Below are 25,689 nucleotides of genomic sequence, written 5' to 3'. Positions count from 1 at the left end.
GCCTCAGCGATGCGGCAATTCAACCCGTGCGCGTAAGCCGCCGCTGCGGCGATTGCGCAGACTCAGCTCGCCACCCTGTTCACGAATGATTCCTCGTGCCGCCGAGAGACCGAGCCCGACGCCACCGGTGTCACGGTTGCGCGAGGTCTCGAGTCGGAAGAAAGGATCGAAAACCCGCTCCAGCGCGTCCTCGGGAATCCCCGGCCCTTCGTCAATGACCTCGATGCGGATCGACGTGTCATCGCTGCTCAGCGCCACACTGGGTCGCTGTCCGTATTTCACCGCGTTATCCAGCAGATTGACGATGACCCGTTTGATGCCCAGCGGCCGGCCGTCATACACCACATGCGCCGGAACGGTGAAACCGATGTCGATGTGCTGATCGCGGTAGTCATCGATGATGGTTTGCAGCAACTCCGACAGATCGAACGCGGTGGATTGCTCCAGATGGGTGTCTTCCCGGAAGAACGCCAGGGCGGCGTTGATCATCGATTGCATTTCCTCGATGTCGCGGATCAGTTTGCCCTGATGGTCCAGATCCTCCATGAACTCGCTGCGCAGCCGCATCCGGGTCAGCGGGGCGCGCAAATCGTGGGAGATGGCGGCGAGCATGTGCGTGCGTTCGCCGATGAAATGCTGGATCTGCGCCTGCATCGTATTGAAGGCGACGATGGCCTGACGGATTTCATGGGGGCCTTCGAGGTGGATCGGCGGCGCTTTCAGGTCCCCGCCGAAACGCCGCGCGGCATGGGCAAAGCGCTGCAACGGCTGGGCCAGTTGGCGTGTGGCGAGCCAGGCGACCAGCAGGGTGGCGACCAGCCCCAGGGCAACGATCACGGCAATCCGCACGTTCAGACTCAAGCCCCAACTGCGCTCCGGCGGCGTGAAAGACAGCCAGCTGTCATCGGCCAGCCGCACCAGCGCCATGTAATGCGCGCGAGGGCTGCCGGCGGGCCAGTCATCGGGGTTGAACACATCGATCTGTCGGTTATCGCCAAGCAATTGCCGCAGCGCCGGCACTTTTCCGGCCTCAACCTGTTCGCCGTCCCCCGGCAGACCGAAGTCGACCCGACGGGGTTTCCACAGCACTTCAAGCATCGGGCTGCTGGCGGCACTGGCCAGTTGCGGGCGCAAGGTCGCCGGCGCAGCTTCGATCACTCGGGTGGTGGCGGCAATCTGCTCCAGCAGCCCGGTGCGCTCGATCGGTGGCCGGGCCCAGATCCCCGCGACCTGAACGAACAGCGCATTGAGCAGCAGCGAAGCGAGCATGGCCGCGACGATTGTCAGGGCAATCCGCCGGCTGAGGGTGTCGCGCCGCAGCATCCGGCCGATCATGAGCGGCTGACCTTGGCGGTGAACATGTAGCCGCCGTTGCGCACGGTACGAATCAGGTCCGGGCGTTTGCTGTCCGGTTCGATCTTGCGCCGCAGCCGACTGATCTGCACGTCGATGCTGCGGTCATAGGCGTCGTGGCCCTGGCCGTGGGTCAGGTCGATCAGTTGTTCGCGGGTCAGGATGCGTTGCGGATGTTCGAGCAACACCAGCAACAGGTCGAATTCGCCGGCGGACATCGGAATCATCACGCCTTCGGGCGAGCGCAGTTCGCGGCAGGTGATGTCCAGATGCCAACCGGCGAAGGCCATGACCGGGCGTGAAGGCTCGGCGCCGGACGGCGTGTTCTCACCGACCCGGCGTTGCAGCGCGCGCACCCGGGCCAGCAACTCCTGCGGGGCGAAGGGCTTGGTCAGGTAGTCGTCGGCGCCCAATTCCAGGCCGACGATCCGGTCGCTCAGCTCGGCCATGGCCGTGAGCATGATGATCGGGATGCCCATCTGCGCCCGGACTTTCTGGCACAGGCTCAGGCCACCCTCACCGGGGAGCATCAGGTCGAGGATGATCGTGTCCGGCCGTGCCTGCGCAATGGCCGCCCACATGGCCTCGCCATGGGCGGCGACATCGACCTGATAGCCGTGCTGAACGAAGAACTTCTTCAGCAAGGACAGAATTTCCCCGTCGTCATCGACGATCAGCAATCTGCTCACGTTTGCGCAATCCATGAACCCAAAAGAAGCGCATCTAAAACCATTTCGATGCGCCGGTCATATATTTCAATCCTGCAACATTCCTTCAGCGCGGACATCAGCCGGACATCGTCGGGCAAACATCCGCAGGCACTCTGCACGCTTTCCAACCAAGGGGGCTCAACATGAAGGACATGAACAGCGGCTACATCACCCGGGACCATGGCGCCGTGCGTCCGTTGATCCTGACCCAGCGCACCACCGCACCGGGTCCCGACACGCCGATCCTGTTCCAGGAGACGTGCCTGGGGCTGACGAACGATCAGAGTCAGTTGATCCTGCGCCGCTATTTCGAACGGTTCAGCCCGACCGAGGCCCATTGGGTCGAATACCTGCACACGATTCCTACCGCCGAATTCATCCAATGGATCATGACCCACGGCCAGTTGCGCATCGAGTGCTCCGACAACACCCCGCACAACCACGTCCACGCCTGAAAAAGGAAACACCCTCGATGAGTAACCATCGCTCACTGGCCGTGCTGTTTGCCGCCACCCTCAGCCTGTCGGCGTGCAGCAGCAAAAAGCTTCCGGCCGAGCCGCAGGCCGGGTTTCTGCGGGATTACAGCGTGCTCAAGGAAGGGCAGACCGCTTCGGGGCACAAGATTCTGAGCTGGGTCAGCCCGACACTGATGAGGGGGCGTTACACCCAGGTTTACCTGGCGCCGAGCCAGTTCTATCCATGGCTCGAGCCTTCTCAGCGCATTCCCCAAAGTACTTTGTCGGGCGTAACCCATTATTACGACGCAGCCCTCAGGCTGGAGCTGGGCAAGGTGCTGCCGCTGGCGTCGAAGCCCGGCCCGGACACGCTGATCGTCAAACCGGCCATCACCCAGGTCGCCGCCAGTACTCAGGGTCTGCGCTTTTATGAATGGCTGCCGGTGACACTGGTCGCGGCCGGGGTGAGCAGCGCCACCGGCATTCGTGACCGGGACAGTGAGATCGCCACGGAAGTGTCCTTCGAGGACGGTTCGACCGGGGAGGTTGTGGCCGAAGTGGTGCGCAAGGGCAAGGGCGTGCCGCTGGAGAATGACAAACAGGTCATGACGCCCGATAACGTGAAAGCCGTGCTCGATGGCTGGGCCACGGACTTGAGTCAAACCTATGTGCCGGTTCAGCGGGCCGCGCTGCGCTAGAAGCAGGGTGGTCTAACATCATCAGGCGTATTTCGATTTCGGGAGTGCCTGATGTCCGTGAGTGTTGCCCTGCGGTTACCGTCGATTGACAGCCTGTTGCGCCACCCCGCGTGCCAGCCATTGGCCGAGCGTTACGGGCGTGAGGCGCTGTTGACGGGGTTTCGCCAGTTACTGGATGACTTGCGCGAAGCGGTGGTGGCGGGGCAACTGACCGCCATTGAAATCAGCCCTGAAGCGCTGGCCGGAAGGGTCGCCGAACGTCTGGCGCTGCAGCAGCGCAGCCAGGTGCGCCGGGTGTTCAACCTGACCGGCACGGTGCTGCACACCAACCTCGGCCGGGCTTTGTTGCCGGAAGAAGCCATCGACGCCGTGCAACTGGCGGCGCGCTATCCCTTGAACCTGGAATTCGATCTGGCCAGCGGCAAGCGCGGCGACCGCGACGACTTGATCGAAGGCCTGATCCGCGAGCTGACCGGCGCCGAAGCCGTGACCGTGGTCAACAACAATGCCGCCGCCGTGCTGCTGACGCTCAACAGCCTCGGCGCGCGCAAGGAAGGCATCATTTCCCGGGGCGAGCTGATCGAGATCGGCGGCGCGTTCCGCATCCCCGACATCATGAGCCGCGCCGGCGTGCGCCTGCACGAGGTCGGCACCACCAATCGCACCCATGCCCGCGACTACGAGGCGGCAATCAGCCCACGCAGCGGCCTGATCATGCGCGTGCACGCGAGCAACTACAGCATCGAAGGCTTCACCGCCCGGGTGCCGACCTCCGAACTGGCGGCATTGGCCCATCGGCATGACCTGCCGTTGCTGGAAGATCTTGGCAGCGGCAGCCTGCTGGACCTGACCCGCTGGGGCCTGCCGGCGGAACCGACGGTGCGTCAGGCGCTGCTCGATGGCGCCGACATCGTCACCTTCAGCGGCGACAAGTTGCTTGGCGGGCCGCAGGCGGGGGTGATCGTCGGGCGCAAGGACTTGATCGCGAAGATCAAGAAGAACCCGCTGAAACGCGCGTTGCGGGTCGACAAACTGACGCTGGCGGCACTGGAAGCAGTGCTCGGACTCTATCGCGACCCGGATCGTCTGGCCGAGCGTTTGCCGAGCCTGCGCCTGTTGACCCGACCGCAAGCCGAGATTCTGGCCCAGGCCGAACGCCTGCGACCGACCTTGTCCGAACTGTTGGGCGAGGGCTGGATCGTCACGGCGGAGCCCGCGCTGGGCATGATCGGCAGCGGCAGCCAACCGGTGGCGCGCCTGCCAAGCGCAGCGCTGTGCCTGCGCCCGCAAGTATCGAAACGCCTGCGCGGCCGTTGCCTGCTGAATCTGGAAGCCGCGCTGCGCGCCTTGCCGATCCCGGTGCTCGGGCGGATCGATGACGATGCGTTGTGGCTGGATCTGCGGCAACTCGACGATGAACCGGCGTGGCAGGCGCAACTCGGGCAGTTGCAAACGTGATCGTCGGCACGGCAGGGCACATCGACCACGGCAAGACGTCACTGCTGCAAGCGCTGACCGGGCAAACCGGCGACCGCCGCCCGCAGGAACGCGAGCGCGGGATGACCATCGACCTCGGTTATGTGTACGCAGAACTGGCGCCCGGCGCCGGGCTGACCGGTTTCATCGACGTGCCGGGCCACGAGAAATTCACCCACAACATGCTCGCAGGCGCGCAGGGCATCGATCTGGTATTGCTGGTGGTGGCGGCGGATGACGGCGTGATGCCGCAGACCCGCGAGCATCTGGCGATTGTCGAGCTGCTGGGCATTCCACGGGCGCTGGTGGCGATCACCAAGTGTGATCGGGTCGAGGCGGGCAGGGTGGAAGAGGTTCGCCGACAGGTTGAAAGCCTGCTGGCACCCGGGCCCTATGCCGAAGCACCGTTGCTGACGGTTTCCAGCGTGACGGGCGAGGGCGTCGATGCGCTGCGCCAGACATTGCTGCAGATAGAAGGCGAGGAGCGCAGTCGCGAAGGCGGTTTTCGCCTGGCCATCGACCGGGCGTTCAGTGTCGCCGGCGCCGGGATCGTGGTGACGGGGACGGCGCTTTCGGGCTCGGTCGTCGTGGGTGACAAACTCAGCCTCGGCCCGGCGGGCAAAACCGTGCGGGTCAGGGGCCTGCACGCGCAGAATCACGCCGCCGAACAAGCCTTCGCCGGCCAGCGCGTGGCCCTGAACATCAGCGCGGATCGTCTGGAACTCGGGCAGATCCATCGCGGCCAATGGTTGCTCGCCGAATGGCTGCACGCGCCGACCCAGCGGCTGGATATCGAATTCCGGTTGTTGCCGGGCGAGCGGGTTTTCGAGCATTTCCAGCCGGTGCACCTGCATCTGGGCACTCAGGACGTGATCGCGCGGGTCGCCTTGCTGGAGGGTTCAAGCCTGGCGCCCGGCGAGCGCATGTTTGCGCAACTGCTGACGAACGCTCCGGTGCATGGCGTCCACGGCGATCCTTTGATCCTGCGTGATGCCAGCGCCCAGCGAACGCTCGGCGGCGGGCGTGTGCTCGATCCCTTCGCCCCGGCCCGTCAGCGCCGCAGTCCGGAACGGCTGGCGCAACTGCGTGTGCTGGCGATCAGCTCCGAGCTGGAACAGGCGTTGCCGACGCTACTGGAATACAGCGCAAGCGGCCTCGATCCGCAGCGTCTGGAACGTCAGTTCAATCGTCCGCGTGACGGCTGGACGCTGCCGGACAACGTCCGCCTGATCGAAACCCGACAAGGCCCGGTGCTGTTCAATGCGCAGCGCTGGGGCATGCTCAAGTTCAACTTGCTGGAACAACTGGCGCGCTTTCATGAGCTGGAGCCCGATCAGATGGGCCCGGATCGTGACCGTCTGCGGCGTTTCAGCGGTTTGAGCCTCGAACGCGCGACCTTTATCAGCCTGCTGGAAGAACTGCTCGGCGCCGGCTCCCTGGTCGCCAGCGGCCCGTGGCTGCATTTGCCCGACCATCAGGTGCGCCTGAGCGCCGACGACGAAACCCTGTGGCAGGCGCTGCAGCCATTGTTCGAGCAGGCTGGTTTCGATCCGCCGTGGGTACGCGACGTGGCGAAATTCGTCGACAAGGAAGACGCGATCGTGCGTTTGCTGCTGCGCAAACTGGCGCGCCTTGGCGTGATGCATCAAGTGGTGCGCGACCTGTTTGTCACCGACATCACGCTGCGGCAAATGGCGGCGGTGCTGCTGCGCCTGGCCGAAGAAAATCCGCAGATCGAAGTCACGGCCTTCCGCGATGCGCTAGGCTTGGGACGCAAGCGCAGTATTCAGATCCTCGAATACTTCGATCGGCTGGGCCTGACCCGGCGCGTCGGCGAAGGCCGGCAAATCCGCTCCGACAGTGCGCTGGCCAACCCCGGCGCGGACTGAGTTCAAGGAAGGCAATCGCGCCCGGTGGCGCGGCCGGGCTTCAAACCCGGTTGGGGACGGCATCCGTTCCCGGGCAGGTTCGACTCCGGCTGCCTTCCGCCAATTTCCCTCAAAAGCCCAGCGGGTACTGGATCACCACGTAGATCCGGTCAATGTCATCACCCGCCTGAGCGCTGTTGGCCCGGTGCGAAACATGGGACAGCTGCACCGACAGATCCTTGGCCGCGCCGGACTGGACCATGTAGCGCAGATCGATGTCGCGTTCCCAGTGTTTGCCGCCGTCCCCTTGCTGCGGCTGATATTGCCCGCTGTCCGCGTCGAACGGGTTGTAGGCGCCGCCCTTGGGTGCGTGGGTGCCGTCGATGTGGCTGCCGGCGACGTAGCGGGTCATGAAATTCAGCCCGGGAATGCCGAAGGCGCCGAGATCCAGGTCGTAGCGCGCTTGCCAGGAGCGCTCGTGGGCGCCGTTGAAGTCGGCGTATTTGATCGAGTTGGCCAAGTAGATGGAATCGCCACCGACAAAATCGAACGGCGTGTCGCCATTGATGCGCTGCCAGCCAAGCATCACCGCGTGGGCACCGAAGGTGTATTTGCCCGAGAGGCTGAACGCGGTGTTGTCGATTTCTCCCGCCAGTGCCTGTCCGGTGTCGCGGGTGTGGTAGACGTTGGCGTCGAGCAGCACACCGGACCGTTTGAAATGCAGGTTGGCGTAGTACTGGCGCCAGGTGTCGCTCAGGTCGGACGCATACAGCGCGCCGCCCACCGGGCTGTCGCTGAACAGGTCGGTTCCGACAAAACTGATGCTTTCGCCCCGGGTGCTGGCGCCATAGCCCTGAAAATCGCCTCTGCCGGAAGAGCTGTCCTGATTCTTGAACGCCGTGAAACGCCCGGCGACAAGACGCGCGTTATCGATCTCGCGGCTGTCGAGCAGAAACCCCGTGGCGTATTCCGGTTGCAGGCGTTTGTCCGAAGTGTCGAATACCGGCGTTTCCACGGTCATTTCACCGAAGGCGAGGGTGGTTTTCGAGGCCTTGAGCTTCAGCGCACCACCCGCGCTGGAGTATTCGCTTTCGCTACGGCCATCACTGTCCACCGGCAACAGTCCCGTGCCGGAATGCCCTTTGCCGCCATCGAGTTTCAAACCATAAAAGGCATGAGCATAGAGGCCAAAGCCGATGGTTCCATCCGTGAAACCGGATGCGAAAGTGCCGATAAATCCTTGAGCCCATTCCTGTTTGTAGTTTTTTCCGGCGGGCGAGGGCGAGCGGTAGTCGTTGCTCAGGTAAAAGTTGCGGCTGAGCACTTCGGCCTTGGCGTCGTCGAGAAATCCGCTGGCAAATGCCGAGTCGGCCATTGCGCAATACAACAGTGCCAGGGCGAAACGCGGTTGCATGAAACCTTTCATGTGTCAGTGACCGGCCGTGATGGAAGTTGCCGGATACTGAAGCAAACCGTCGTGCTGCGATTGAGCGGATGTGCTGAGTCAGCGTCCTCAGGTCACCCGGCCTTTTCGTTGCCTGGAAGGATCGACAGCGGCGGCTCTTGATGCCTGCAAAAGACTGGCGAAGGCCGCCTTTTCGATCGGGCGACTCATGTAATAACCCTGAACTTCGTTGCATTGATCCTTGCCCAGGATGTCCAGTTGTTCCTCGGTTTCGACGCCTTCGGCGGTTACGGTCAGCCCCATCGCTTTACCGAGTCCGATGATGGCTTGCACCACCGCCCGATCATTGGCGCCGGTGCTGATTGAAGCAATGAAACGTTTGTCGATCTTGATGCCATCGAACGGGTAAGCCCGCAGATAGCCAAGGGAGGAATAACCGGTGCCGAAGTCATCCATGTTCAGGCGCACGCCCAGTTCCTTGAGCGCGGTCATGGTGGTCAGCGCGCCGTCCGTGTCGTTGAGCATTACGTTCTCGGTGATTTCCAGCTCCAGCCGGCTGGCCGGGAAGCGAGTGCCGACCAGCACTTCGCGTACATCTTCGACCACATCGCTGATCGCAAACTGCGCAGGTGACAGGTTGACCGACAGGAGAATGTCCGCCGGCCAGGTCAGTGCCGTTTCACAAGCCTCACGCAGGACCCACCGGCCTAAGGGAACAATCAGGTCTGTCTGTTCGGCCAGCGGAATGAATAAATCCGGCCCGAGCAACCCTTTGGCAGGATGCTGCCAGCGCACCAGTGCCTCGACCGAGACGATTTCCTTGCCATCGACCTTGTATCGGGGTTGATAGTGCAGCACGAACTCATTGTTCGTCAGGGCCCTTCGAAGGTCGTCCTCCATCTGCCGACGGGTCTGGATCTGATCGCTCATGTGCGCTTCGAAATAGCACCAGGTGTTCTTGCCTTCGGATTTGGCCTGGTACAGCGCAATGTCCGCGCAACGGATCAGCTCGCTGGCGATGTACCCGTGACGCCGGCTCAGGGCGATTCCGATGCTGGCGCCGATGTGCAACGGTTGCTGTTCGAAGAGGATGGGCTGATGCAGGCTGCCGATCAGGCGTGTGCAGAACCTGTCGATCTCCTGATGCGTGTCCATGCCGCAGAGCACAACGACGAACTCGTCACCGCCCAGACGGGCGACGATATCGTGGTCACGCGTGCATTCGCGCAGTCGGCCGGCAACCTCCTGCAAAACAGCATCGCCGGCGGGGTGGCCGAGCGAATCGTTGATCGGCTTGAAATTGTCTAGGTCAATCATCAACAGCGACACAGGCGGAGCGTGTTCCTTGAGCAGCAGAGCGTCGTCCAGATAGCGCGACAGTTTGTTGCGGTTGGGCAGTCCCGTCAGCGCGTCATGCAAGGACAGGTGCTGGATCTGCGCATGGGCGGCGACTTCATCGGTGATGTCGCTGGCCGTGCCGCGATAGCCGACGACTGCCGCTCTTTCCACGATGGGCCGGGCCGAGAGGCGGCAGTGGCGCTGTTGTTCCTTGCGGTCACGGTAGGTGCAGCGCAGGTCGCTGGCGTTGTTCTCCTCATCGAGTTTTTTCAGCCACAGATCCAGCGGCGTGGTGTCGCAGACCAGCAAGTGCCCGATGTGTTTCCCGATCCACTGGGCCTGCGGATAGCCGGTGACTGCACTGAACCGGGTCGACAGATAGGTAATGGACAACGCTTCATCCACTTCCCAGATCCAGTCGGACGCGGCTTCGGCCACCGCCCGGAAGCGCTCTTCGCTGGCTTCCAGTGCGCGGTTGGACGCCAGCAGTGCCTGATTCGAGGCCTGCATCGCTTCAAAACTGTTGTCGACATAGCGCGAGGAACGCAATGCATGGCGAAAGAACCAGGCCGTCAGCGCCATCAACACAATCAAGGCGGAGCCGAGGGTGGGCAACAATGACCACAGCAGATGCAGGCCCGGTCGCTCCAGATCCGCAACGAGGCTGTATCCGGTGCTGTCCAGCGGGACGCGGGGCTGGCCCTGGTCGATGCTGTCGTCCGGTGCCAGCGACAGATTGTTCAGCCCGTACCCGCTGCCGATCTTGCGCAACTTGGTGGGTGTCAGTTTGTCGACGAATACCAGTACCGAAGTCTTTTGGGGATCGCCCACTGGGCGCTCATCGTTGGGAAGGATCGCCGCCGCGGTGACCAGCGCCGGCCAGCCTTCGAACAATGAATAACTACTGACGGGCTTGGTCAGGTCGGGCTGACTTTGCACTTGCTCCACCAGACTGTTCGCCGAAAGCTGCAGGAACTGGGGCAGTTGCGCATCGAGCAATTGCCCGCGAACCACGGCGTATTTGGTGCGTTCCCGATCAAGCACGAACAGACCGTCATAGCCGTCGCTGGTAAACAGGGTCTTGCCCATGTTCTGCTCGGTATACGCCCAGTTCGTGTCGACCGTGCCGCTCAAACGTTCATACGCTGTCGTCCAGTAGGCGTAACTGGTGATGTAGTTCTTCGATGCCGTGATGCGGTTTTCCAGCGCTCGGCCGGAATAGAACCGCACGTCATTGACGTCATCCTCATCCAGTTGAGTGGCAATGCCGAGCAACGCAGTGGTCGCCGCCATCACGCCGGCAATAAACAGCGCGCCCACCGCAATGGCCAGGCGCCGGGTGACAGAGCCCTGCAGGGTGGGTAACGACGTCGCACGGCTGGAAATGTCCATTTGCTCGTCCTTGATCCGGTACTTCTTCAATCTAGAACATCTTCAGCTTCGAGATGTTCGGAAGTTCGTCAAAGGTGTCTGACCGCTCAGGCCCCGCTAAGCAAAAGCACAAGACTTCACGCTCAAAAGCCGGATAATGGCGGCCAATTTGTTTAGCCCGCTATTCTGGTAACCCGCATGGAAATCAAGGTCAATTTTCTCGACAACCTCCGACTCGAAGCCAAGTTCGATGACTTCACGGTGGTGGCCGACCAACCGATCCGTTACAAGGGCGATGGCTCTGCACCGGGTCCGTTCGACTATTTCCTGGCGTCGTCGGCCTTGTGCGCGGCTTACTTCGTAAAGTTGTACTGCAGCACCCGCAATATCCCGACCGAAAACATTCGTCTGTCGCAGAACAACATTGTCGATCCGGAAAACCGCTACAACCAGATCTTCAAGATCCAGGTCGAGCTGCCGGCGGACATTTCCGAGAAGGATCGCCAGGGCATCCTGCGCTCGATCGACCGTTGCACGGTGAAGAAGGTGGTGCAGGCCGGGCCGGAGTTCGTGATCGAGGAAGTCGAGAACCTCGACGCCGATGCCCAGGCCCTGCTGATGCCAGCTTCCACGTCCGGCGCGGGCACCTGCATTACCGGCAAGGACCTGCCGCTGGAACAGACCATCGCCAATATGTCGGGGATTCTGGCCGACCTGGGCATGAAGATCGAAATCGCTTCGTGGCGCAACATCGTGCCCAACGTCTGGTCGCTGCACATCCGCGATGCGCAGTCGCCGATGTGCTTCACCAACGGCAAGGGCGCGACCAAAGAGGGCGCGCTGGCCTCGGCGCTGGGCGAGTTCATCGAGCGGCTGAACTGCAACTTCTTCTACAACGATCAGTTCTGGGGCGAAGAGATCGCCAATGCCGAGTTCGTGCATTACCCGGACGAGCGCTGGTTCAAGCCTGGCGCCAAAGATGAGTTGCCTGCAGAAATCCTCGACGAATACTGCCTGGGCATCTACAACCGTGACGGCGAACTGCGCGGCTCGCACCTGTACGACACCAATTCCGGCAACACCCAGCGCGGCATCTGCTCGCTGCCGTTCGTACGCCAGTCGGACAACGAGGTGGTGTACTTCCCGTCCAACCTGATCGAAAACCTGTTTCTCAGCAACGGCATGAGCGCCGGCAACACCCTGGCTGAAGCCCAGGTGCAGTGCCTGTCGGAAATCTTCGAGCGGGCGGTCAAACGCGAAATCCTCGAAGGCGAAATGGCCCTGCCGGATGTGCCGCAAGAGGTGCTGGCGAAGTACCCGGGCATTCTCGCCGGAATCAAGGCGCTGGAAGAGCAGGGCTTCCCGGTGCTGGTCAAGGACGCGTCGCTGGGCGGTGAATTTCCGGTGATGTGCGTGACGCTGATGAACCCGCGCACCGGCGGCGTGTTCGCCTCGTTCGGCGCGCACCCGAGCTTCGAAGTGGCGCTGGAACGCAGCCTCACCGAGTTGCTGCAGGGCCGCAGCTTTGAAGGCCTCAACGATCTGCCGCAGCCGACCTTCTCGGGCCAGGCCGTGACCGAACCGAACAACTTCGTCGAGCACTTCATCGACTCCAGCGGTGTGGTGTCGTGGCGTTTCTTCAGCGCCAAGGCCGACTTCGAATTCGTCGAGTGGGATTTCTCCGGCAACGGCGAAAACTCCAACGCCGAAGAGGCCGCGACGCTGTTCGGCATCCTCGAAGACATGGGCAAGGAAGTCTACATGGCGGTCTACGAGCACATCGGCGCCAAGGCTTGCCGCATTCTGGTACCGGACTATTCGGAGATCTATCCGGTAGAAGACCTGATCTGGGACAACACCAACAAAGCGCTGCAATTCCGTGCCGACATCCTCAACCTGCACAACCTCAGCAAAGTCGGTCTGCGCAACCTCGCCAAAGGCCTGGAACACAGCGAGCTGGACGATTACACCGACATCACCACGCTGATCGGCATCGAGTTCGACGACAACACGCCATGGGGCAAGTTGACCATTCTCGAACTGCGCCTGCTGATCTATCTCGCCTTGCAGAAGTACGAGCAGGCCAAGGATCTGGTCGAAGCGTTCCTGCAATACAACGACAACACCGTCGAGCGTGGCTTGTTCTATCAAGCGGTCAACGTGGTGCTGGAGATGGAGCTGGACGAAGATCTGGAGCTGGAAGACTACGAAGCCAACTTCCGCCGCATGTTCGGCGACGAGCGCATGGATGCGGCGATCGGCTCGGTCAACGGCAGCGTGCGCTTCTACGGCCTGACGCCGACCAGCATGAAGCTGGAAGGGCTGGATCGCCATCTGCGCCTGATCGAGAGCTACAAGAAACTGCACGCAGCGCGGGCCAGCTTCACGGGTTGATTCGGTTGGCGGCACGCACAAAAAAAGCACCTTCGGGTGCTTTTTTTGTGGTCGACAAACTTTGGCGTCAGAGCGCAGCTTTCACCTGCAATCCAAACACCAATGCATTGTCGATGTCCTTCCCGGAAAACGCGCCCGGCTCGATGATGTACTGCATATTCGGGCGCAGCGTCAGCCATGGAGTGGCTTGGTAGCCGTAGCCGAGTTCGATCAATTGCTCGGCGCTGTCCAGGTTTGGAAACGCTGCGCCATTGTCCAGCGCCGCGTCTTGCTGCACATCACGGCTGCGCGGGTTCGGCACTGCGCGGCCGTAGCCCAGCGCCACGGTGTCGCGCGGACGGCCCTCAAAAGGCTTGTACAGAACGAGGCCGGTGCCGTACCACTTGCTGAACGGCGAAGCTGCTTCGCTGGCCGCCGAATATTGGCCGAAGGCGTGCAGGCTGCGACCTTCAGAGACGTCCGAAGCCCAGACGGCCTGGTCGATCAGAACGTAATGACCGCCGCGACCGGACACTTCCTTGTCACTGCCGATGCGTTTGACGTCGGAGCTGTCGTAGTAATACCCGACCTTGTACTCGCCGGGCAGTTTGCCGGCCTGCTTGTAGACCAGTTCGATCGGCACCACGGTGCCGGTGGTGTGTTTCGGGCCCAGGTGCCAGGCGCGGCTGGAATTGCCGTTGCTTTCCGGGTCGACGTTGAACGCGGCCACACGCAGTTGCCAGGCAGGGGAGAGGTCGTATTTCACCCGCACACCGAGGTGGGCGTTGGGGTAGTTGGTCCAGCCACTGCCACCGGACATGTTCAGCGGATGGCCGCAGAAGCCGGCGTTCATGAAGTTGCAGAGAATCCCGCTGTCGAGGCCGCCGAGGTCATTGCCCATGGCCATGTAGCCAAGTTTGACGTTCAGCGCCGGGGTAAACAGGCTGCGCTCGTAGCTCAGCTCGGTCAGGCGCGTGTAGAGGCCGCCGTAGTTTTCCTGGATGGGCAGACGGTTGCCGACCAGATCTTCGGAGGCGCTGTTGCCGCGACGGTCGTTGATGCTCAGCTGGATCTTGCCGGCGTTGTCGACGCCGTACAGTTTGCTCAGGTCGAACTGCGCACCGAGCTTGATGTTCTGCGAATAACGCGCCGAGCGATGCAGGCCGCCGTCGGCGTTGTAGGCGGTTTCGCCGGTGTAATCGCCGGTGAACTTGATGCCGTCTTTATCGAGCTGGTGGCGCAGGCCGCCCCAGTCGCCGGTCAGGGTGCTGCGGGTGAACACGTTCGAATCGGTATCGGCGAGGGCGGGCAGGGCAGCGCCGCAGGTGAGACCGAACAGCATGCCGGTGAATACGCCGGCGTGAGAAAAGCGAACAGCCAATGACATTGCTGAAATCCAGAGCGAAGGACATGAAACGACGCGGCACCCGAAGGTGCCGCGCACAAGTGAAGTGAAGGAGGGCGCTGCGGTTTACGGCAGGGCGTACGCCATCACGTAGTCGCCACGGTCGGTCGACTGGCGAGCGCCACCGGCGGTGATAACCACATATTGCTTGCCGGTTTTCGGCGACACATAGGTCATCGGGCCACCTTGGCTGCCGACCGGCAGACGCGCTTTCCAGATTTCTTCACCGTTGGCGCTGTTGAAGGCGCGCAGATAGAAGTCCTGGGTGCCGGCGATGAAGATCAGGCCGCCCTGGGTCGACAGGGTGCCGCCGAGGGTTGGCAGACCGATCTTGATCGGCAGGTGCATGCGGATGCCCAGCGGGCCGGTGTCTTCAACAGTGCCGACCGGAACTTGCCAGGCGACTTTCTGGGTTTTCATGTCGATGGCGGTCAGCGTACCGAACGGTGGGGCCTGGCACGGAATGCCGGCAACCGACAGGAAGCGGTTCTTGTTCACTGCGTAAGGCGTGCCTTTCAGCGGAACGGCGCCCATACCGGTGTTCAACGCTTCACCACCGGAGGTTGCCTGGCCTTTATTCTGCGACGGGATCATCTGAATCCACAGGCCCAGACGCATGTCGTTGACGAAGATGAAACCGTGCACCGGGTCAGTGGAAATGCTGCCCCAGTTCATGCCGCCCAGCGAACCCGGGAAACTCAGGGATTTGTCAGTGCCCGGCGCGGTGTACAAGCCGTCGTAACGCATCGACTTGAAATCGATCCGGCACAGCAACTGGTCGTACGGCGTGGCGCCCCACATGTCCGATTCGGTCAGGTGTTGAGCACCGATCTGCGGCATGCCGACCGATTTCGGCTGGGTTGGCGAGTAGGGTTCGTTCGGAATGTTGGCCGCCTTGACCGGTACTTCTTTAACGTCGGTCAGTGGTTTGCCGGTGGCGCGGTCGAGCACGTAAATCTGCCCGGCCTTGGTGCCGATCACCACCGCCGGCACGGTTTTACCGTCCTTGGTGAAGTCGATCAGGCTTGGCTGCATCGGCAGGTCGAAGTCCCAGAGGTCGTTGTGTACGGTCTGGTAGACCCACTTTTCTTCGCCGCTGTTGGCGTCCAGCGCCAGGATCGAGGCGCCGTAGGTGTGATCCAGTTTGCTGCGCTCGACACCATAGATATCGGTGGACGAACTGCCCATCGGCAGGAAGATCGTGTTGGTCGCCGGGTCATAGGACATCGGCGCCCAGCTGTTTGGCGTGCTGCGCACGTAGGTGCTGCCGTCTGCCGGTGCGTTTTTATCCTGCGGGTTGCCCGGGTCGAATGCCCAGCGCATGGCGCCGGTCATCACGTCGAAACCACGGATCACGCCGCCCGGCATGTCGGTCTGCACGTTGTCGGCAACGCGACCGCCAACCACCACGGTGGTGCCGGCCATCAGCGGAGCGGAGGACAGTTGATAATAGCTGTCCGGAACATCACCCAGACCGGCCTTCAGATCGACCTGGCCGTTGTTGCCGAAACCCTGGCAGAACTCGCCGGTGTCGGCATCGACAGCAATCAGGCGGGCGTCGATGGTGTTGGTCAGCAGACGGCGCGTGCAGTTGGCGGCGGGTGCGACCGGGGTTTCGCTCACTGGCGAGCTGGCCGGTTTGGCGACGGCGGCGCTGGCGTCGAAATACGCCATGCCACGGCAACGCTGCCAGACTTTGGATTGAGCGTTGATCGCGTTTTTCCAGATTTCTTTACCGGTGTCGGCATCGAGTGCGATCAGGTTGTTGTGCGGGGTGCAGATGAAGACTTTGTTGCCGATCTGCAGCGGAGTCAGCTGGTCTTCGGCGCCGTTGCCGTCGCTCTCGGCGATGTCGCCGGTGTGGTAGGTCCACGCGACTTTCAACTTGTCGACGTTGCTGCGGTTGATCTGGTCCAGCGCGGCGAAGCGGCTGCCACCTTCAGTATTACCGTAGTGTGCCCAGTCTTTCTGCGCTTTTTCCGGCTCGACCGGCGTCAGGCCCGGACCGGTGCCGGTAGGGGCGACGGTCGGGTGCGCGACGAACATGTTGCCGGCAGCCACGGCCAGTCCAACCGCCAGAACAGCGGCAACACCGTAGGCACCACGACCCGCAACGCCGCCGTTGGCGCGCTTGAGCAGCGGATAGACCAGCGCAACTACCAGACCCACGGCGCTGAACATGAACAGACGCGAGAACACCGGCCAGAACACCAACCCTGCGTCGATGACTGCCCAGATCGCCGTCCCCAGCAGGAACGCTGCGAACAGCCAGGCGCCGGAAGGCTTGCGGCGTGCGATCAGCAGACCGGAAATGGCCATCGCCAGACCACCCACCAGGAAGTACCAGGAGCCTCCCAGGCTGACCAATTTCACACCGCCAGCGGCCAGTGCCAGGCCGAGCAGGGCGATGATCACGCCCAGCCCGACCAGAATGAATGTTGATATGCCCGAGAGGCGTTGACTCTGCTTCACGTTGAATGTCCCGTTGAAATGAGGAGGGCATTATATAGTTAGGTAACTACCTAGTTAAATCACTAATTCAGAATGAAAGGGGTTTTGGCGCTCAATGGTGCGACGGATCGACGCTGGCCTTGTCTTCGCGGCACCTCAGGTGCTATTGAAACGGTAGAAAAGTCCTCTATTTGCCAGCAGATATGGAATTTATGACAGGTTGATCACGGCCTGGTGGTTCCCGCCAGACAGGATCTGCGGGAACAGTATTGGCGGCGGCCGAGATGAAAGCTTAGCTAACCATCAGCTCATCCAGTGCCCGCTCGAGGGTGCTGACCGTCCGCTCGATGTTGTGCAGCTTTTCGAGTCCGAACAGACCGATACGAAAGGTCTGGAAGTCGGCCGGTTCATCGCATTGCAGCGGCACCCCAGCGGCGATCTGCAGGCCGTGGCTGGCAAATTTCTTACCGTTTTTGATATCGGCATCATCGGTGTAGCTCACCACGACGCCTGGCGCCTGAAAGCCGGCTGCGGCCACGCTTTTAAAGCCTTTGCCGGCCAACATGGCGCGCACCCGGTCACCCAGAACCTGCTGGTCGTCGCGGACCTTGTCGAAACCGTAGACCTGCGTCTCTTTCATTACGTCGTTGAACCGCGCGAGGGAATCGCTGGGCATGGTCGCGTGGTAGGCATGTCCGCCCTGTTCGTAGGCCTGCATGATCTGCAGCCACTTTTTCAGGTCGCAGGCGAAGCTGCTGCTTTGCGTTTGCTCGATGCGTTCGAGGGCCAGAGCACTGAACATCACCAGAGCGCAGCAAGGGGAGGCGCTCCAGCCTTTTTGCGGTGCGCTGATCAGCAGGTCGACGGCGCATTTGTGCATATCAACCCAAAGCGTGCCGGAAGCGATGCAGTCCAGCACGAACAGCCCACCCACCGCATGCACGGCGTCGCCGACGGCCCGCAGGTACTCGTCGGGCAGGATAATCCCTGATGAGGTTTCAACGTGGGGGGCGAAGACAATCTGCGGCCTCGAAGCCGCAATGGCTGCCAGCACTTCGTCCAGAGGTGGCGGGGCGTAGGCAGCCTGGCGACCCGTTTCGACCGGTCGGGCTTTCAGCACCGTCGTGGCTGCCGGGATGTTGCCGGTGTCAAGGATCTGGCTCCAGCGATAACTGAACCAGCCGTTGCGTATCACCAGACATTGCTGGCCGGTGGCAAACTGTCGCGCCACCGCTTCCATGCCGAATGTGCCGCTGCCCGGAACCACCGCAACGGCCTCGGCGTTGTAGACCTGTTTCAGGGTCTGGGAAATGTTCTTCATCACGGCCTGAAAGGACTGCGACATGTGGTTCAGCGAGCGGTCGGTGTAGACCACGGAGTACTCGATAAGCCCTTCGGGATCGATTCCGGGGTATAGCTTTGACATGGGGTGGCTCCTTATGTGATTCCCTGGCAGTCAAAAGGTCTGGCGAACATCATTGGGAAGCAAGTCTAGGCAAAGGGCAGGGATGAGCTGATCGAATTGCAGAAATGAGGATAGAGTGGTCATCAATGCCTCAATCGTTGTGTGAAAAATGAATCGTCCGCTGTTTATTTCTCTGGATGGGCCAAAAGGAACCGGCAAGACCACATTATTGGAAGCGGTTACGGCAGTACTGAGGGCCGACAACAAGAAAGTCATCCGGCTTTGCGAGAGAAAAAGCGATCCGTACCGGGGTGCCACGATGGCCCTCGTTAACGAAATTGCCAGAAATCCCTCCCGGGATCTGGAGTGGACTGTGTGTCAGCGCTTTGCTGATAGCCGCAGCTGGATCTCCCGGCACGTGCTGACGAAGCAGCCGCTGGGCAGCATTGTCCTGATCGATCGCTGGTATCCGTCTGACGCCGCGTTTCGCCATACCGTCCCGTTTGCAGAGATTCTCCAGTTGAATATCGAGCAAAACGTGCAGGTGCCAGACCTGCATGTCGGCGTCGTCACCACGCCGGATATTTCATGGGCCAGGGCAACGGCACGATCCAGAGGACTGGGCGGTACTGTGATTCAAAAGCACGCAGAGCATGTCGCGTGTACGGAGATGTTCGAGCAAGCAGCTGCCGATCATGGTTGGGTTTTGTGCCGTAATGAAGGAGCGGTCGAGGATGCGACGATGCAGGTGGTTTCTGAGATCTATGAATTGTTCAATTGATTGCCGAGGTGGATCAGCTGGGTTTAGGCGGGAGTTCGTAAAGTTCCGCCCAGACATATCATTTAACATAATATACATTACACGTAACAAAGTATTACGAAGTCAGCCCGGTTGCGCACACCATTTCAATCTCCAGCATCGCTCTCAAAGGACCTGATCCTTGGTGCCTGCAAATCTCTCCATTTGAAATGTGCTGCGCTCAATCCTCGTCACGCGTCAGCTTTTCAATCAGCGCTCGATGCTGCGGATACCGCGCTGTGAGTTTCTGCCGGTTCCCCATTTCCATATCGGCAAAATCAAAGCCTGGTGAAACCGCTTCGCTGATCAAACCAAATCCGTTCGAACCATTCAGCAATCTGGAGGCTTTCCAGATTCCGCCCGGTACGTGCAATTGCAAATGTTGTCCGGCTAGAACATCGTTGCCCATCACCAACGTCTGCAGTGAACCGTCCTCAAGGATCAAGCTGTACTCAATGGTATCGCCCAGATGGAAATAATGCAGGATGTCTGACTGGTTGAAATGAAACTGGCCAACCGGTGATTCTTCGGTCAACAGGTAGTAAATCGACGTCATCCGATAACGCGGCCCACCGGCGGTTTCGAGCATGTCCCGATGATCGGCCTGGTAGGTTCTGCGAAAGAAACCACCTTCGACGTGAGGCTCAAGGTCCAGTGACGCAATCAGGTTCGATGCAGTAATCGGGCGTGGATTCATGACCTGCTCCATCGTTTCAATACGATCTGTAATAACTCGACTAAACATCTATTTAGCGTAGTTAACTATATTTCGACGATTTTAATCACTTTTATACACCCTTTCCTGCCCGTATTCCTGTGGATTCACTCTTGCGCCAATTTCGGCTTGCCCCACTCGCCGACCCGAGCAATTGCAACGCCCCGGCCGTGACGGCAAAAGCGGCGCATTCGATCAGGGTGGCGTCACCCAAGTCTGACCGCGCGAACCCGACACGGGTGTCGAGCACACCCGGCAATGCCCGGAATGAAGCTTCCGCTCCCCAGAAACAGCCGGCACCGAATGTCGCCTGCTCTGACAGAACGTCGCCTGAAAAATCACTCATGCGCGGCCTCCTCACCATTTTGATAGTGCAGGTGCAAATGCAACTGGGCGATATGCTCCGGGCCGATTCCACAGCATCCGCCGACAATGCTGGCCCCTGCGGCAACCCATGACTTCGACCAGTCCAGGTAGGACTCGGGGCCCAGATCACGCCGAATTTCCAACAAATCGCTATTGGCCTCGGCTTTGGCACTGACAGGGGGGAAAGCATTGGCATAAACCCCCAGTTCGACAGGATGATCCAGGTTTTCAATCACAGCGCGTGCCTCAATCAAAGCCGCGGCCATCACTTCCGGCTGGCTGCAATTGAAGAGCACCGCCTTGGCCCCCAGCCCAGCCGCCACGCGAACTGCATCGGCAACGGCCTCGTTTGAGCGTAATCGCGGCTCCCGCCCCTCTTCGTCCAACAGCGTGAATGATACCCAAAGTGGCGCGGGATCCGTTCCGAGGGCTTCGGCCACCGCCCGCACTTCAGCAATGGAGCTTTGCGTTTCGGCCAGCCAAACATCGACGTGCGTTCGCAATCCGGCAATCAGTTCGCGGTGGATCGCTACTGAACGCTGATGATCGAACAGATCCGGCCGGTAGGACCCCAACGCCGGCGGCAACGAACCGGCCACGGTGACCGCATCGGTACTTTCGCCGGCGGCCTGCCGCGCCAGCCGTCCGGCGCGCTCAGCCAGCGCTCTTCCCTGCTCGGCAAATCGCTCGTCGCCAATATGAAAAGGCACCACCGCATAGCTGTTGGTGGTGATGATCCGCGCGCCCGCTTTCACGAACGCCTGATGCGCCTGCAGCACATACTCGGGCGCTTCGATCAGCGCGAGGGCCGACCATTCCGGTTGACGGAACGGCGCGCCGATTCGCTTCAACTCCCGCCCCATGCCGCCATCGAGCACACGTACGTTCGCTCTGGTCATTGGGCTGAACTCACTTGCTGCGCCTGCCCTGCAAACCACTGGTCAACAGTAGAAGGGTTGGCTTGAACCCAGGCCTTGGCGGCGACGTCTGCTGGCTGTTTCTCCTTTTCGATCTTCTGGATCAGTCCGTTCAACTGTGCCGGGTCGATGGAGAAGTTGTGCAGAAACTCGGCAATTTTCGGCGCGCGCTTTTGCAATGCTGTGGAAGCCAGGACGTACACCTTGGCATCCGGGAAGGCGCAGGTGATGTGGCTCTTGTTCAGCCAGTCAGGATCGACGGTCGGGCTGACGAATTTCCAGCAGCCATCCGCCTTGTAGAGAGGATCTTCTTTTTTGTTGTCCTGGGCGTAGCCATCGAACGCGGGTTCTTCCAGGCGACGCAGATCATAGGCCGAGAAAATCCAGTCAGGGGTGTAGGCGTAGAACACCACGCCGCGTTGCGCCTTGTAAGCCGAGGCCAGTTTGGCGTAGGTCACCGAGGCTTCCGTCGAGACGGATTCGAATTTATCGGCGAAGCCGTAATCCTTGGCCTTGATCTGGCCGATATACGTCGACTCCCAGCCCGCCGGCCCCACCAGCAGTTCGGCCTTGCCGCCGCCCACTGGCTCGAAGAGTTTGGCCACTTCCGGTTTTTTCAGGTCGTAGATCGATTTGACGCCGTACTTGTCTTGCAGATAACCGGGAATGTAGAAGCCTTGTTCGCCGGCATAAGGGTGAGCATTGGGCACCAGTGAGCGGGTGCCGCCGGTGACGTACTTGGCCCACGCCGCCGACTGATTGGGCAGCCAGATGTCCGTCAGCACATCCACAGACCCGTCGCCCTTGGCCGCCGCACTGAACAGCACCGGCACGTCCCCGGCGAGATACGACACATCACCGTCCAGACGACTTTTGATCACCTCACCCAGAATGTGTTGAATGGCGATGGCCCCCGTCCAGTTCTGCTCGCCAATGACAATTTTGTCCTTGGCCATCACGCTGGCCGGCACGATCAGGGAAGCCAGCACTGCAACCGCACTCAGGTTACGCAATAGATGTTTTGTCACGATAAGTCTCACAGTTCAGTTATGCAGATGGTCTTGCTTGCGCAAGCTCGATTGAATGATTCGATCGGGGATCAATGCACACAGCACGATCGCCACGCCGGCCAGCACGCCCTCGCCGCCCTTGATATTGCGCAACGCCGTCATGACGTCGTAACCCAACCCTCCAGCGCCGATCAGGGCAGCAACCACCACCATCGACAAGCTCATGACAATGGTCTGATTGATCCCCAGCAACAGTGATCTTCGCGCCAGCGGCAGTTGCACCTTCACCAGGGTTTGCCAAGGGTTCGCTCCATGGGCGATTGCCGCTTCCACGGCATCCTTCGGGACTTCCTGAATGCCCAAGGACGTCAGACGAATCATCGGTGCCAGGGCAAAAATCACCGTCGCAATGACTGCCGGAGTCTTGCCCACCGAGAAGAACGCCACAGCGGGAATCAGGTAGACAAAGGTCGGCAGGGTCTGCATGACATCCAGCAAAGGCGTGAGCAGCCTGCGGGCAAACGGCCGCTTCGCCAGCAAAATGCCGGTGGGTACGCCGATCACCAGTGCGATCAGCACCGACGAACCAACCAGCGCCAGCGTGGCAATTGTCCGCTCCCAAAACCCGAACAGGCCGATATACAACAACGCTGCGCTGCTGGTGAGCGCCAGGGCCAGGCCCGCCGAGCGCCAGGCCAGCAATACCAGCGCCAGCGCGCAAACCGGCCAGGGCAGCCAACCAAGCAGGGATTCGATGCCTTCAATGACCGTGCGAACCGCAACGATCACGCCGACAAAAGCGCTCTCGAACGTCACCTGTGACCAACCGATAAAGTCATCCACGCTCTGGGCGGTCAGTAACAGCGCCTGGCGGCTGGCCGGGAACTGCAAAAGCGCCTGGGTGGTATCGGGCGTCAACACGCGCCAGATCACCAATGCCTGACTGACCAGCAGCACCGCCAGCGGCAACGCCCAACTCGAAACGGCGCGCCGCACCGGTTGACGGCTCAGCGAATACGCGGTGAAACGACTGGCCGCCAGCACGGCCAATCCCACCACGACCGATATCCAGGACGCGCTCGCAATGCCTTGCACCGCAGTGGCCAGGGCCGCGAGTTCTGCGGCGAACCCAAGCCAGAACAACCCGCCTCGGCCCCGCGCCGCCAGCGCTGCCGGTCCGAGCAACAGGGCTTGCCAGCCGCGCAAGCCCGGCTGAACCGGTTGCTCCTTCGGTGCCGTTTCGGGAACCTGACGTACCGCGCCACCGGCATCGTGCAATACCGGTGCGGCTGGAAGGCAATCGCGGAAAAAATCCGCGACCTCAGCATCGGCCGGCGTCTCGAGCAGCTGTTTCGGGGTGCCCGACTGCACCAGACGTCCCTGGCGCAATACCGCTATCCGATCAGCGAGACGGACCGCTTCGGCAGGATCGTGGGTGACCAGCAACGTGGTGATCCCGCGCTCGCGTACCAAGGCCAGAAAGTGCCTTTGCAGGTCTCGCCGGATGGTCGGATCCAGTGCGCTGAAAGGCTCGTCCATCAGGAGAATATCCGGATCAGTCACCAATGCCCGCGCAAGACCGACCCTTTGCTGCATACCGCCGGACAACTCGTGGGGATAATGCTCGCCCCATCCCTCAAGGCCCATCGCCTGTAACTGTCGGGTGGCCGCTGCGTGCCGGACGGCCTCGGATTCGCCGCGCAACTCCAGAGGCAGCGCAACGTTGTCCAGCACCGTGCGATGGGGCAAAAGACCAAAATGCTGGAACACCATGCCGATTCGCCGCGAGCGCAAATCCCGCAACGCTTTGTGGCTCAGGCCGCTGATAGCCTGACCTTCAATCAAGACCTCACCGCTGGTGGGTTCGATCAAACGATTGATATGGCGAAGCAAGGTCGATTTGCCGCTGCCGGAGGTGCCCATCAGGCACAGCACTTCGCCGCGCCGGACCTTCAAGCTGACGTGGTTGACAGCCGGCAACGGCGATCCGCCCTTGCGCAGATAAGCTTTAGTGACGCCTCGCAGTTCCAGGACAACATCGCCCTCCTCGGCGCTATCGTCGATGGGTGGGGCCAATCGTTCAGGCAAGTCGACCTGTACCGTTGCCAAAGAGGTTTTGATAAGTGTCACGAGGGCTCCCGGCAACGAACCGCTGACGGCCAGATATATGGCCGTTCAGGGTAGAAAAAATGGACAGGAGCCTCAGGCAATAACCGCGGACAGGGTTGGCCTGAGGCAAAAAACGCCGCAAGCGAGGCGCTGCACGTTTTCTTTGCTAAAAGCTAAACGATCTTAAAAAGATTAAATAAATATCTTTTTGGAATGAGCTTAGGCTTTCCCGCCCGGTTTCCGGAGGTGCTTTTCAAAGCGATGTGGTTTGTTGCGTGCCGACCGCCGGACGTGCTGCACAGCGACAACGATCCTGTATCGCAGGTCCCGCGTGGTTCATCTGCGGTTCAATCGGGATACGAGGATTTTTCTCGCAAGCATTGGCCATTCGGATGGCCGGGCTTCGCAGATTGACTGACGGTTGGCTGCTTCAGGGAACTGCCGGTGCCAGGCATCGTCCGAGCTTAAGCGTTTAAGCAAACTGCTCGCCACGAGGTTTCCGTTTGAAAGCTGCCATCGTCAAAAAATACCGCCTGATCATCAAGACCCTGGGCTACGTGGGCTGGTCTCTGTTCTGGTTGCTGCTGTGGGACATCGCCGTCACCGTCGACTTCATGCTGTTCCTCAACGCCAAGCTGAACCTGCCGCTGATGCCGCTGACCTTGCTGGGTTCGGCGTTGATCGTATTGATCAGTTTTCGCAACAGCAGCGCCTACAACCGCTGGTGGGAAGCGCGGACGTTGTGGGGGGCGATGATCAACAACTCCCGCAGCTTCGCCCGGCAGGTGCTGACGCTGCTGGACGACGCCGGCGGCGAGGTGAATCCGGTCAAATCCACTCTGCTGCGCCGCCACGTCGCGTATGTGAACTGCCTCGCCGCGCATCTGCAAGGCCAGCCTTGTCCTGACGAGGTGCGGGCGTTTATTCCCGCCGAAGAGTTCGCCCGCAGTGGCACGACCAATAACTTTGCCAACGATATTCTCACCGGCTCCGCGACTTTGCTCGCCAAGGAATACAAGGCCGGGCATCTGGACAGTATTCGCCTGGCGCGGCTTGAGTCGACGCTGGTCGACCTGTCCAACAGTCAGGGCGGCATGGAGCGGATCGCCAATACCCCGCTGCCCTACCCTTACGTCTATTTTCCGCGGCTGTTTATTTCGCTGTTCTGCCTGATCGTGCCGGTGGGACTGGTCGAATCCCTGGGCTGGTTTACGCCGCTGGCGTCGACCGTGGTGGGATTCATGCTGCTGGCCATCGAACGCATCGGCACCGATCTGCAAAGCCCGTTTCGCCACAGCGAACACCAGATTCAAATGGAAGCACTGTGCGAAACCATTGAAAAGAACTTGCAGTCGATGCAACGTGATTCGTTGGGTGATGTGCGCAGGCTTGAAGAGCACGCGTGAGGCGCTGCTTTAGCAGCAGCACGATAGCGGGACTACCCTTTTCTTTATCAGGTGCAGAG

At 60.9% G+C, this 25,689-nt stretch carries 18 protein-coding genes, 1 tRNA gene and 1 pseudogene; 8 read left to right on the top strand and 12 right to left on the bottom strand.

The annotated features are described in order from the left end of the window. Positions 1–3 precede the first annotated feature (3 nt). Together C1X29_RS03055 and C1X29_RS03050 are read right to left on the bottom strand one after the other, a co-directional pair. On the bottom strand, positions 4–1,335 hold the full coding sequence (locus C1X29_RS03055) for an ATP-binding protein (protein WP_102716833.1): 1,332 nt from the start codon (positions 1,333–1,335) through the stop codon (positions 4–6). After that, a complete protein-coding gene (locus C1X29_RS03050; RefSeq protein WP_102686172.1) occupies positions 1,332–2,057 on the bottom strand; it encodes a response regulator in 726 nt (241 codons plus the stop codon). Before C1X29_RS03050 ends, C1X29_RS03055 begins: the two co-directional genes overlap by 4 nt. A gap of 149 nt (positions 2,058–2,206) precedes the next feature. Between C1X29_RS03050 and C1X29_RS03045 the strand changes: the two genes are divergently transcribed. The 5 genes from C1X29_RS03045 to C1X29_RS03025 all read left to right on the top strand — a co-directional run bounded on the left by C1X29_RS03045 (position 2,207) and on the right by C1X29_RS03025 (position 6,683). Continuing rightward, a complete protein-coding gene (locus C1X29_RS03045) occupies positions 2,207–2,518 on the top strand; it encodes a hypothetical protein (protein ID WP_085745700.1) in 312 nt (103 codons plus the stop codon). A 17-nt stretch (positions 2,519–2,535) separates the two neighbouring features. After that, on the top strand, positions 2,536–3,216 hold the full coding sequence (locus tag C1X29_RS03040) for a DUF3313 domain-containing protein (RefSeq protein WP_085745699.1): 681 nt from the start codon (positions 2,536–2,538) through the stop codon (positions 3,214–3,216). Positions 3,217–3,267: 51 nt separating this feature from the next. Next, positions 3,268–4,674: an L-seryl-tRNA(Sec) selenium transferase gene (selA, locus tag C1X29_RS03035; protein ID WP_102716832.1), complete on the top strand. Its 1,407-nt coding sequence runs from the start codon at positions 3,268–3,270 to the stop codon at positions 4,672–4,674. Further along, a complete protein-coding gene (selB, locus tag C1X29_RS03030) occupies positions 4,671–6,581 on the top strand; it encodes a selenocysteine-specific translation elongation factor (protein WP_102716831.1) in 1,911 nt (636 codons plus the stop codon). The genes selA and selB overlap by 4 nt, the downstream gene beginning before the upstream one ends. Positions 6,582–6,587: 6 nt before the next feature. Further along, a tRNA-Sec gene (locus C1X29_RS03025) sits at positions 6,588–6,683 on the top strand. Positions 6,684–6,690: 7 nt separating this feature from the next. On the opposite strand, the gene C1X29_RS03020 is transcribed toward C1X29_RS03025, so the two are convergent. Together C1X29_RS03020 and C1X29_RS03015 are read right to left on the bottom strand one after the other, a co-directional pair. Next, positions 6,691–7,974, bottom strand: a complete 1,284-nt coding sequence (locus C1X29_RS03020) for an OprD family porin (RefSeq protein ID WP_256584314.1) — start codon at positions 7,972–7,974, stop codon at positions 6,691–6,693. Positions 7,975–8,073: 99 nt separating this feature from the next. Then, positions 8,074–10,695, bottom strand: coding sequence for an EAL domain-containing protein (locus tag C1X29_RS03015; protein WP_102716829.1), 2,622 nt, complete (start codon positions 10,693–10,695; stop codon positions 8,074–8,076). 177 nt (positions 10,696–10,872) lie between these two features. Here C1X29_RS03015 and C1X29_RS03010 point away from each other — a divergent pair, with 177 nt between their 5' ends. Next, positions 10,873–13,068 (top strand): OsmC domain/YcaO domain-containing protein, encoded by a 2,196-nt coding sequence (locus C1X29_RS03010; protein ID WP_102716828.1) that lies wholly within the window; start codon positions 10,873–10,875, stop codon positions 13,066–13,068. 67 nt (positions 13,069–13,135) lie between these two features. Here C1X29_RS03010 and C1X29_RS03005 read toward each other — a convergent pair whose 3' ends face one another. The 3 genes from C1X29_RS03005 to C1X29_RS02995 form a co-directional block, all read right to left on the bottom strand. After that, entirely contained in the window at positions 13,136–14,434 is a 1,299-nt protein-coding gene (locus C1X29_RS03005) for a carbohydrate porin (protein ID WP_102686164.1), read from the bottom strand. Positions 14,435–14,518: 84 nt separating this feature from the next. Continuing rightward, positions 14,519–16,924, bottom strand: a complete 2,406-nt coding sequence (locus C1X29_RS03000) for a glucose/quinate/shikimate family membrane-bound PQQ-dependent dehydrogenase (RefSeq protein ID WP_102716827.1) — start codon at positions 16,922–16,924, stop codon at positions 14,519–14,521. Between the two features lie 271 nt (positions 16,925–17,195). Further along, complete coding sequence (locus tag C1X29_RS02995) at positions 17,196–18,329, bottom strand: aminotransferase class V-fold PLP-dependent enzyme (RefSeq protein WP_085745690.1); 1,134 nt, start codon at positions 18,327–18,329, stop codon at positions 17,196–17,198. 148 nt (positions 18,330–18,477) lie between these two features. On the opposite strand from C1X29_RS02995, the gene C1X29_RS02990 reads away from it, so the two are divergent. Next, positions 18,478–19,089: a dTMP kinase gene (locus C1X29_RS02990; RefSeq protein WP_102716826.1), complete on the top strand. Its 612-nt coding sequence runs from the start codon at positions 18,478–18,480 to the stop codon at positions 19,087–19,089. Between the two features lie 199 nt (positions 19,090–19,288). Here C1X29_RS02990 and C1X29_RS02985 read toward each other — a convergent pair whose 3' ends face one another. The 5 genes and pseudogenes from C1X29_RS02985 to C1X29_RS02965 all read right to left on the bottom strand — a co-directional run bounded on the left by C1X29_RS02985 (position 19,289) and on the right by C1X29_RS02965 (position 24,203). After that, on the bottom strand, positions 19,289–19,804 hold the full coding sequence (locus C1X29_RS02985; RefSeq protein WP_102716825.1) for a cupin domain-containing protein: 516 nt from the start codon (positions 19,802–19,804) through the stop codon (positions 19,289–19,291). A gap of 214 nt (positions 19,805–20,018) precedes the next feature. Then, positions 20,019–20,168, bottom strand: a pseudogene (locus C1X29_RS02980) (peptide-methionine (S)-S-oxide reductase); the annotation flags it as partial. Beyond that, positions 20,161–21,087 (bottom strand): homocysteine S-methyltransferase family protein, encoded by a 927-nt coding sequence (locus tag C1X29_RS02975; protein ID WP_102716824.1) that lies wholly within the window; start codon positions 21,085–21,087, stop codon positions 20,161–20,163. The gene C1X29_RS02975 and the pseudogene C1X29_RS02980, both read right to left, overlap by 8 nt. Further along, positions 21,084–22,061 carry a glycine betaine ABC transporter substrate-binding protein gene (locus C1X29_RS02970; RefSeq protein WP_237233858.1) on the bottom strand — a complete coding sequence of 326 codons (978 nt, stop codon included), beginning with the start codon at positions 22,059–22,061 and terminating at the stop codon, positions 21,084–21,086. The genes C1X29_RS02975 and C1X29_RS02970 overlap by 4 nt, the downstream gene beginning before the upstream one ends. A gap of 87 nt (positions 22,062–22,148) precedes the next feature. Beyond that, on the bottom strand, positions 22,149–24,203 hold the full coding sequence (locus C1X29_RS02965) for an ATP-binding cassette domain-containing protein (RefSeq protein WP_102716876.1): 2,055 nt from the start codon (positions 24,201–24,203) through the stop codon (positions 22,149–22,151). Between the two features lie 524 nt (positions 24,204–24,727). On the opposite strand from C1X29_RS02965, the gene C1X29_RS02960 reads away from it, so the two are divergent. Then, entirely contained in the window at positions 24,728–25,630 is a 903-nt protein-coding gene (locus C1X29_RS02960) for a bestrophin family protein (RefSeq protein WP_039768508.1), read from the top strand. Positions 25,631–25,689: the final 59 nt, after the last annotated feature.

The sequence above is a fragment of the Pseudomonas sp. GW456-12-10-14-LB2 genome (assembly GCF_002884345.1).
Taxonomy (GTDB): domain Bacteria; phylum Pseudomonadota; class Gammaproteobacteria; order Pseudomonadales; family Pseudomonadaceae; genus Aquipseudomonas; species Aquipseudomonas paraglycinae.
This window is presented reverse-complemented; position numbering and strand designations above follow the sequence as displayed.

Bases quoted from the DNA above. Each gene is read 5' to 3' on its own strand.
- C1X29_RS03055 (WP_102716833.1), bottom strand. From the start codon at position 1,335: ATGATCGGCCGGATGCTGCGGCGCGACACCCTCAGCCGGCGGATTGCC.
- C1X29_RS03050 (WP_102686172.1), bottom strand. From the start codon at position 2,057: ATGGATTGCGCAAACGTGAGCAGATTGCTGATCGTCGATGACGACGGG.
- C1X29_RS03045 (WP_085745700.1), top strand. From the start codon at position 2,207: ATGAAGGACATGAACAGCGGCTACATCACCCGGGACCATGGCGCCGTG.
- C1X29_RS03040 (WP_085745699.1), top strand. From the start codon at position 2,536: ATGAGTAACCATCGCTCACTGGCCGTGCTGTTTGCCGCCACCCTCAGC.
- selA (WP_102716832.1), top strand. From the start codon at position 3,268: ATGTCCGTGAGTGTTGCCCTGCGGTTACCGTCGATTGACAGCCTGTTG.
- C1X29_RS03020 (WP_256584314.1), bottom strand. From the start codon at position 7,974: ATGCAACCGCGTTTCGCCCTGGCACTGTTGTATTGCGCAATGGCCGAC.
- C1X29_RS03015 (WP_102716829.1), bottom strand. From the start codon at position 10,695: ATGGACATTTCCAGCCGTGCGACGTCGTTACCCACCCTGCAGGGCTCT.
- C1X29_RS03010 (WP_102716828.1), top strand. From the start codon at position 10,873: ATGGAAATCAAGGTCAATTTTCTCGACAACCTCCGACTCGAAGCCAAG.
- C1X29_RS03005 (WP_102686164.1), bottom strand. From the start codon at position 14,434: ATGTCATTGGCTGTTCGCTTTTCTCACGCCGGCGTATTCACCGGCATG.
- C1X29_RS02995 (WP_085745690.1), bottom strand. From the start codon at position 18,329: ATGTCAAAGCTATACCCCGGAATCGATCCCGAAGGGCTTATCGAGTAC.
- C1X29_RS02990 (WP_102716826.1), top strand. From the start codon at position 18,478: ATGAATCGTCCGCTGTTTATTTCTCTGGATGGGCCAAAAGGAACCGGC.
- C1X29_RS02985 (WP_102716825.1), bottom strand. From the start codon at position 19,804: ATGAATCCACGCCCGATTACTGCATCGAACCTGATTGCGTCACTGGAC.
- C1X29_RS02975 (WP_102716824.1), bottom strand. From the start codon at position 21,087: ATGACCAGAGCGAACGTACGTGTGCTCGATGGCGGCATGGGGCGGGAG.
- C1X29_RS02970 (WP_237233858.1), bottom strand. From the start codon at position 22,061: ATGGCCAAGGACAAAATTGTCATTGGCGAGCAGAACTGGACGGGGGCC.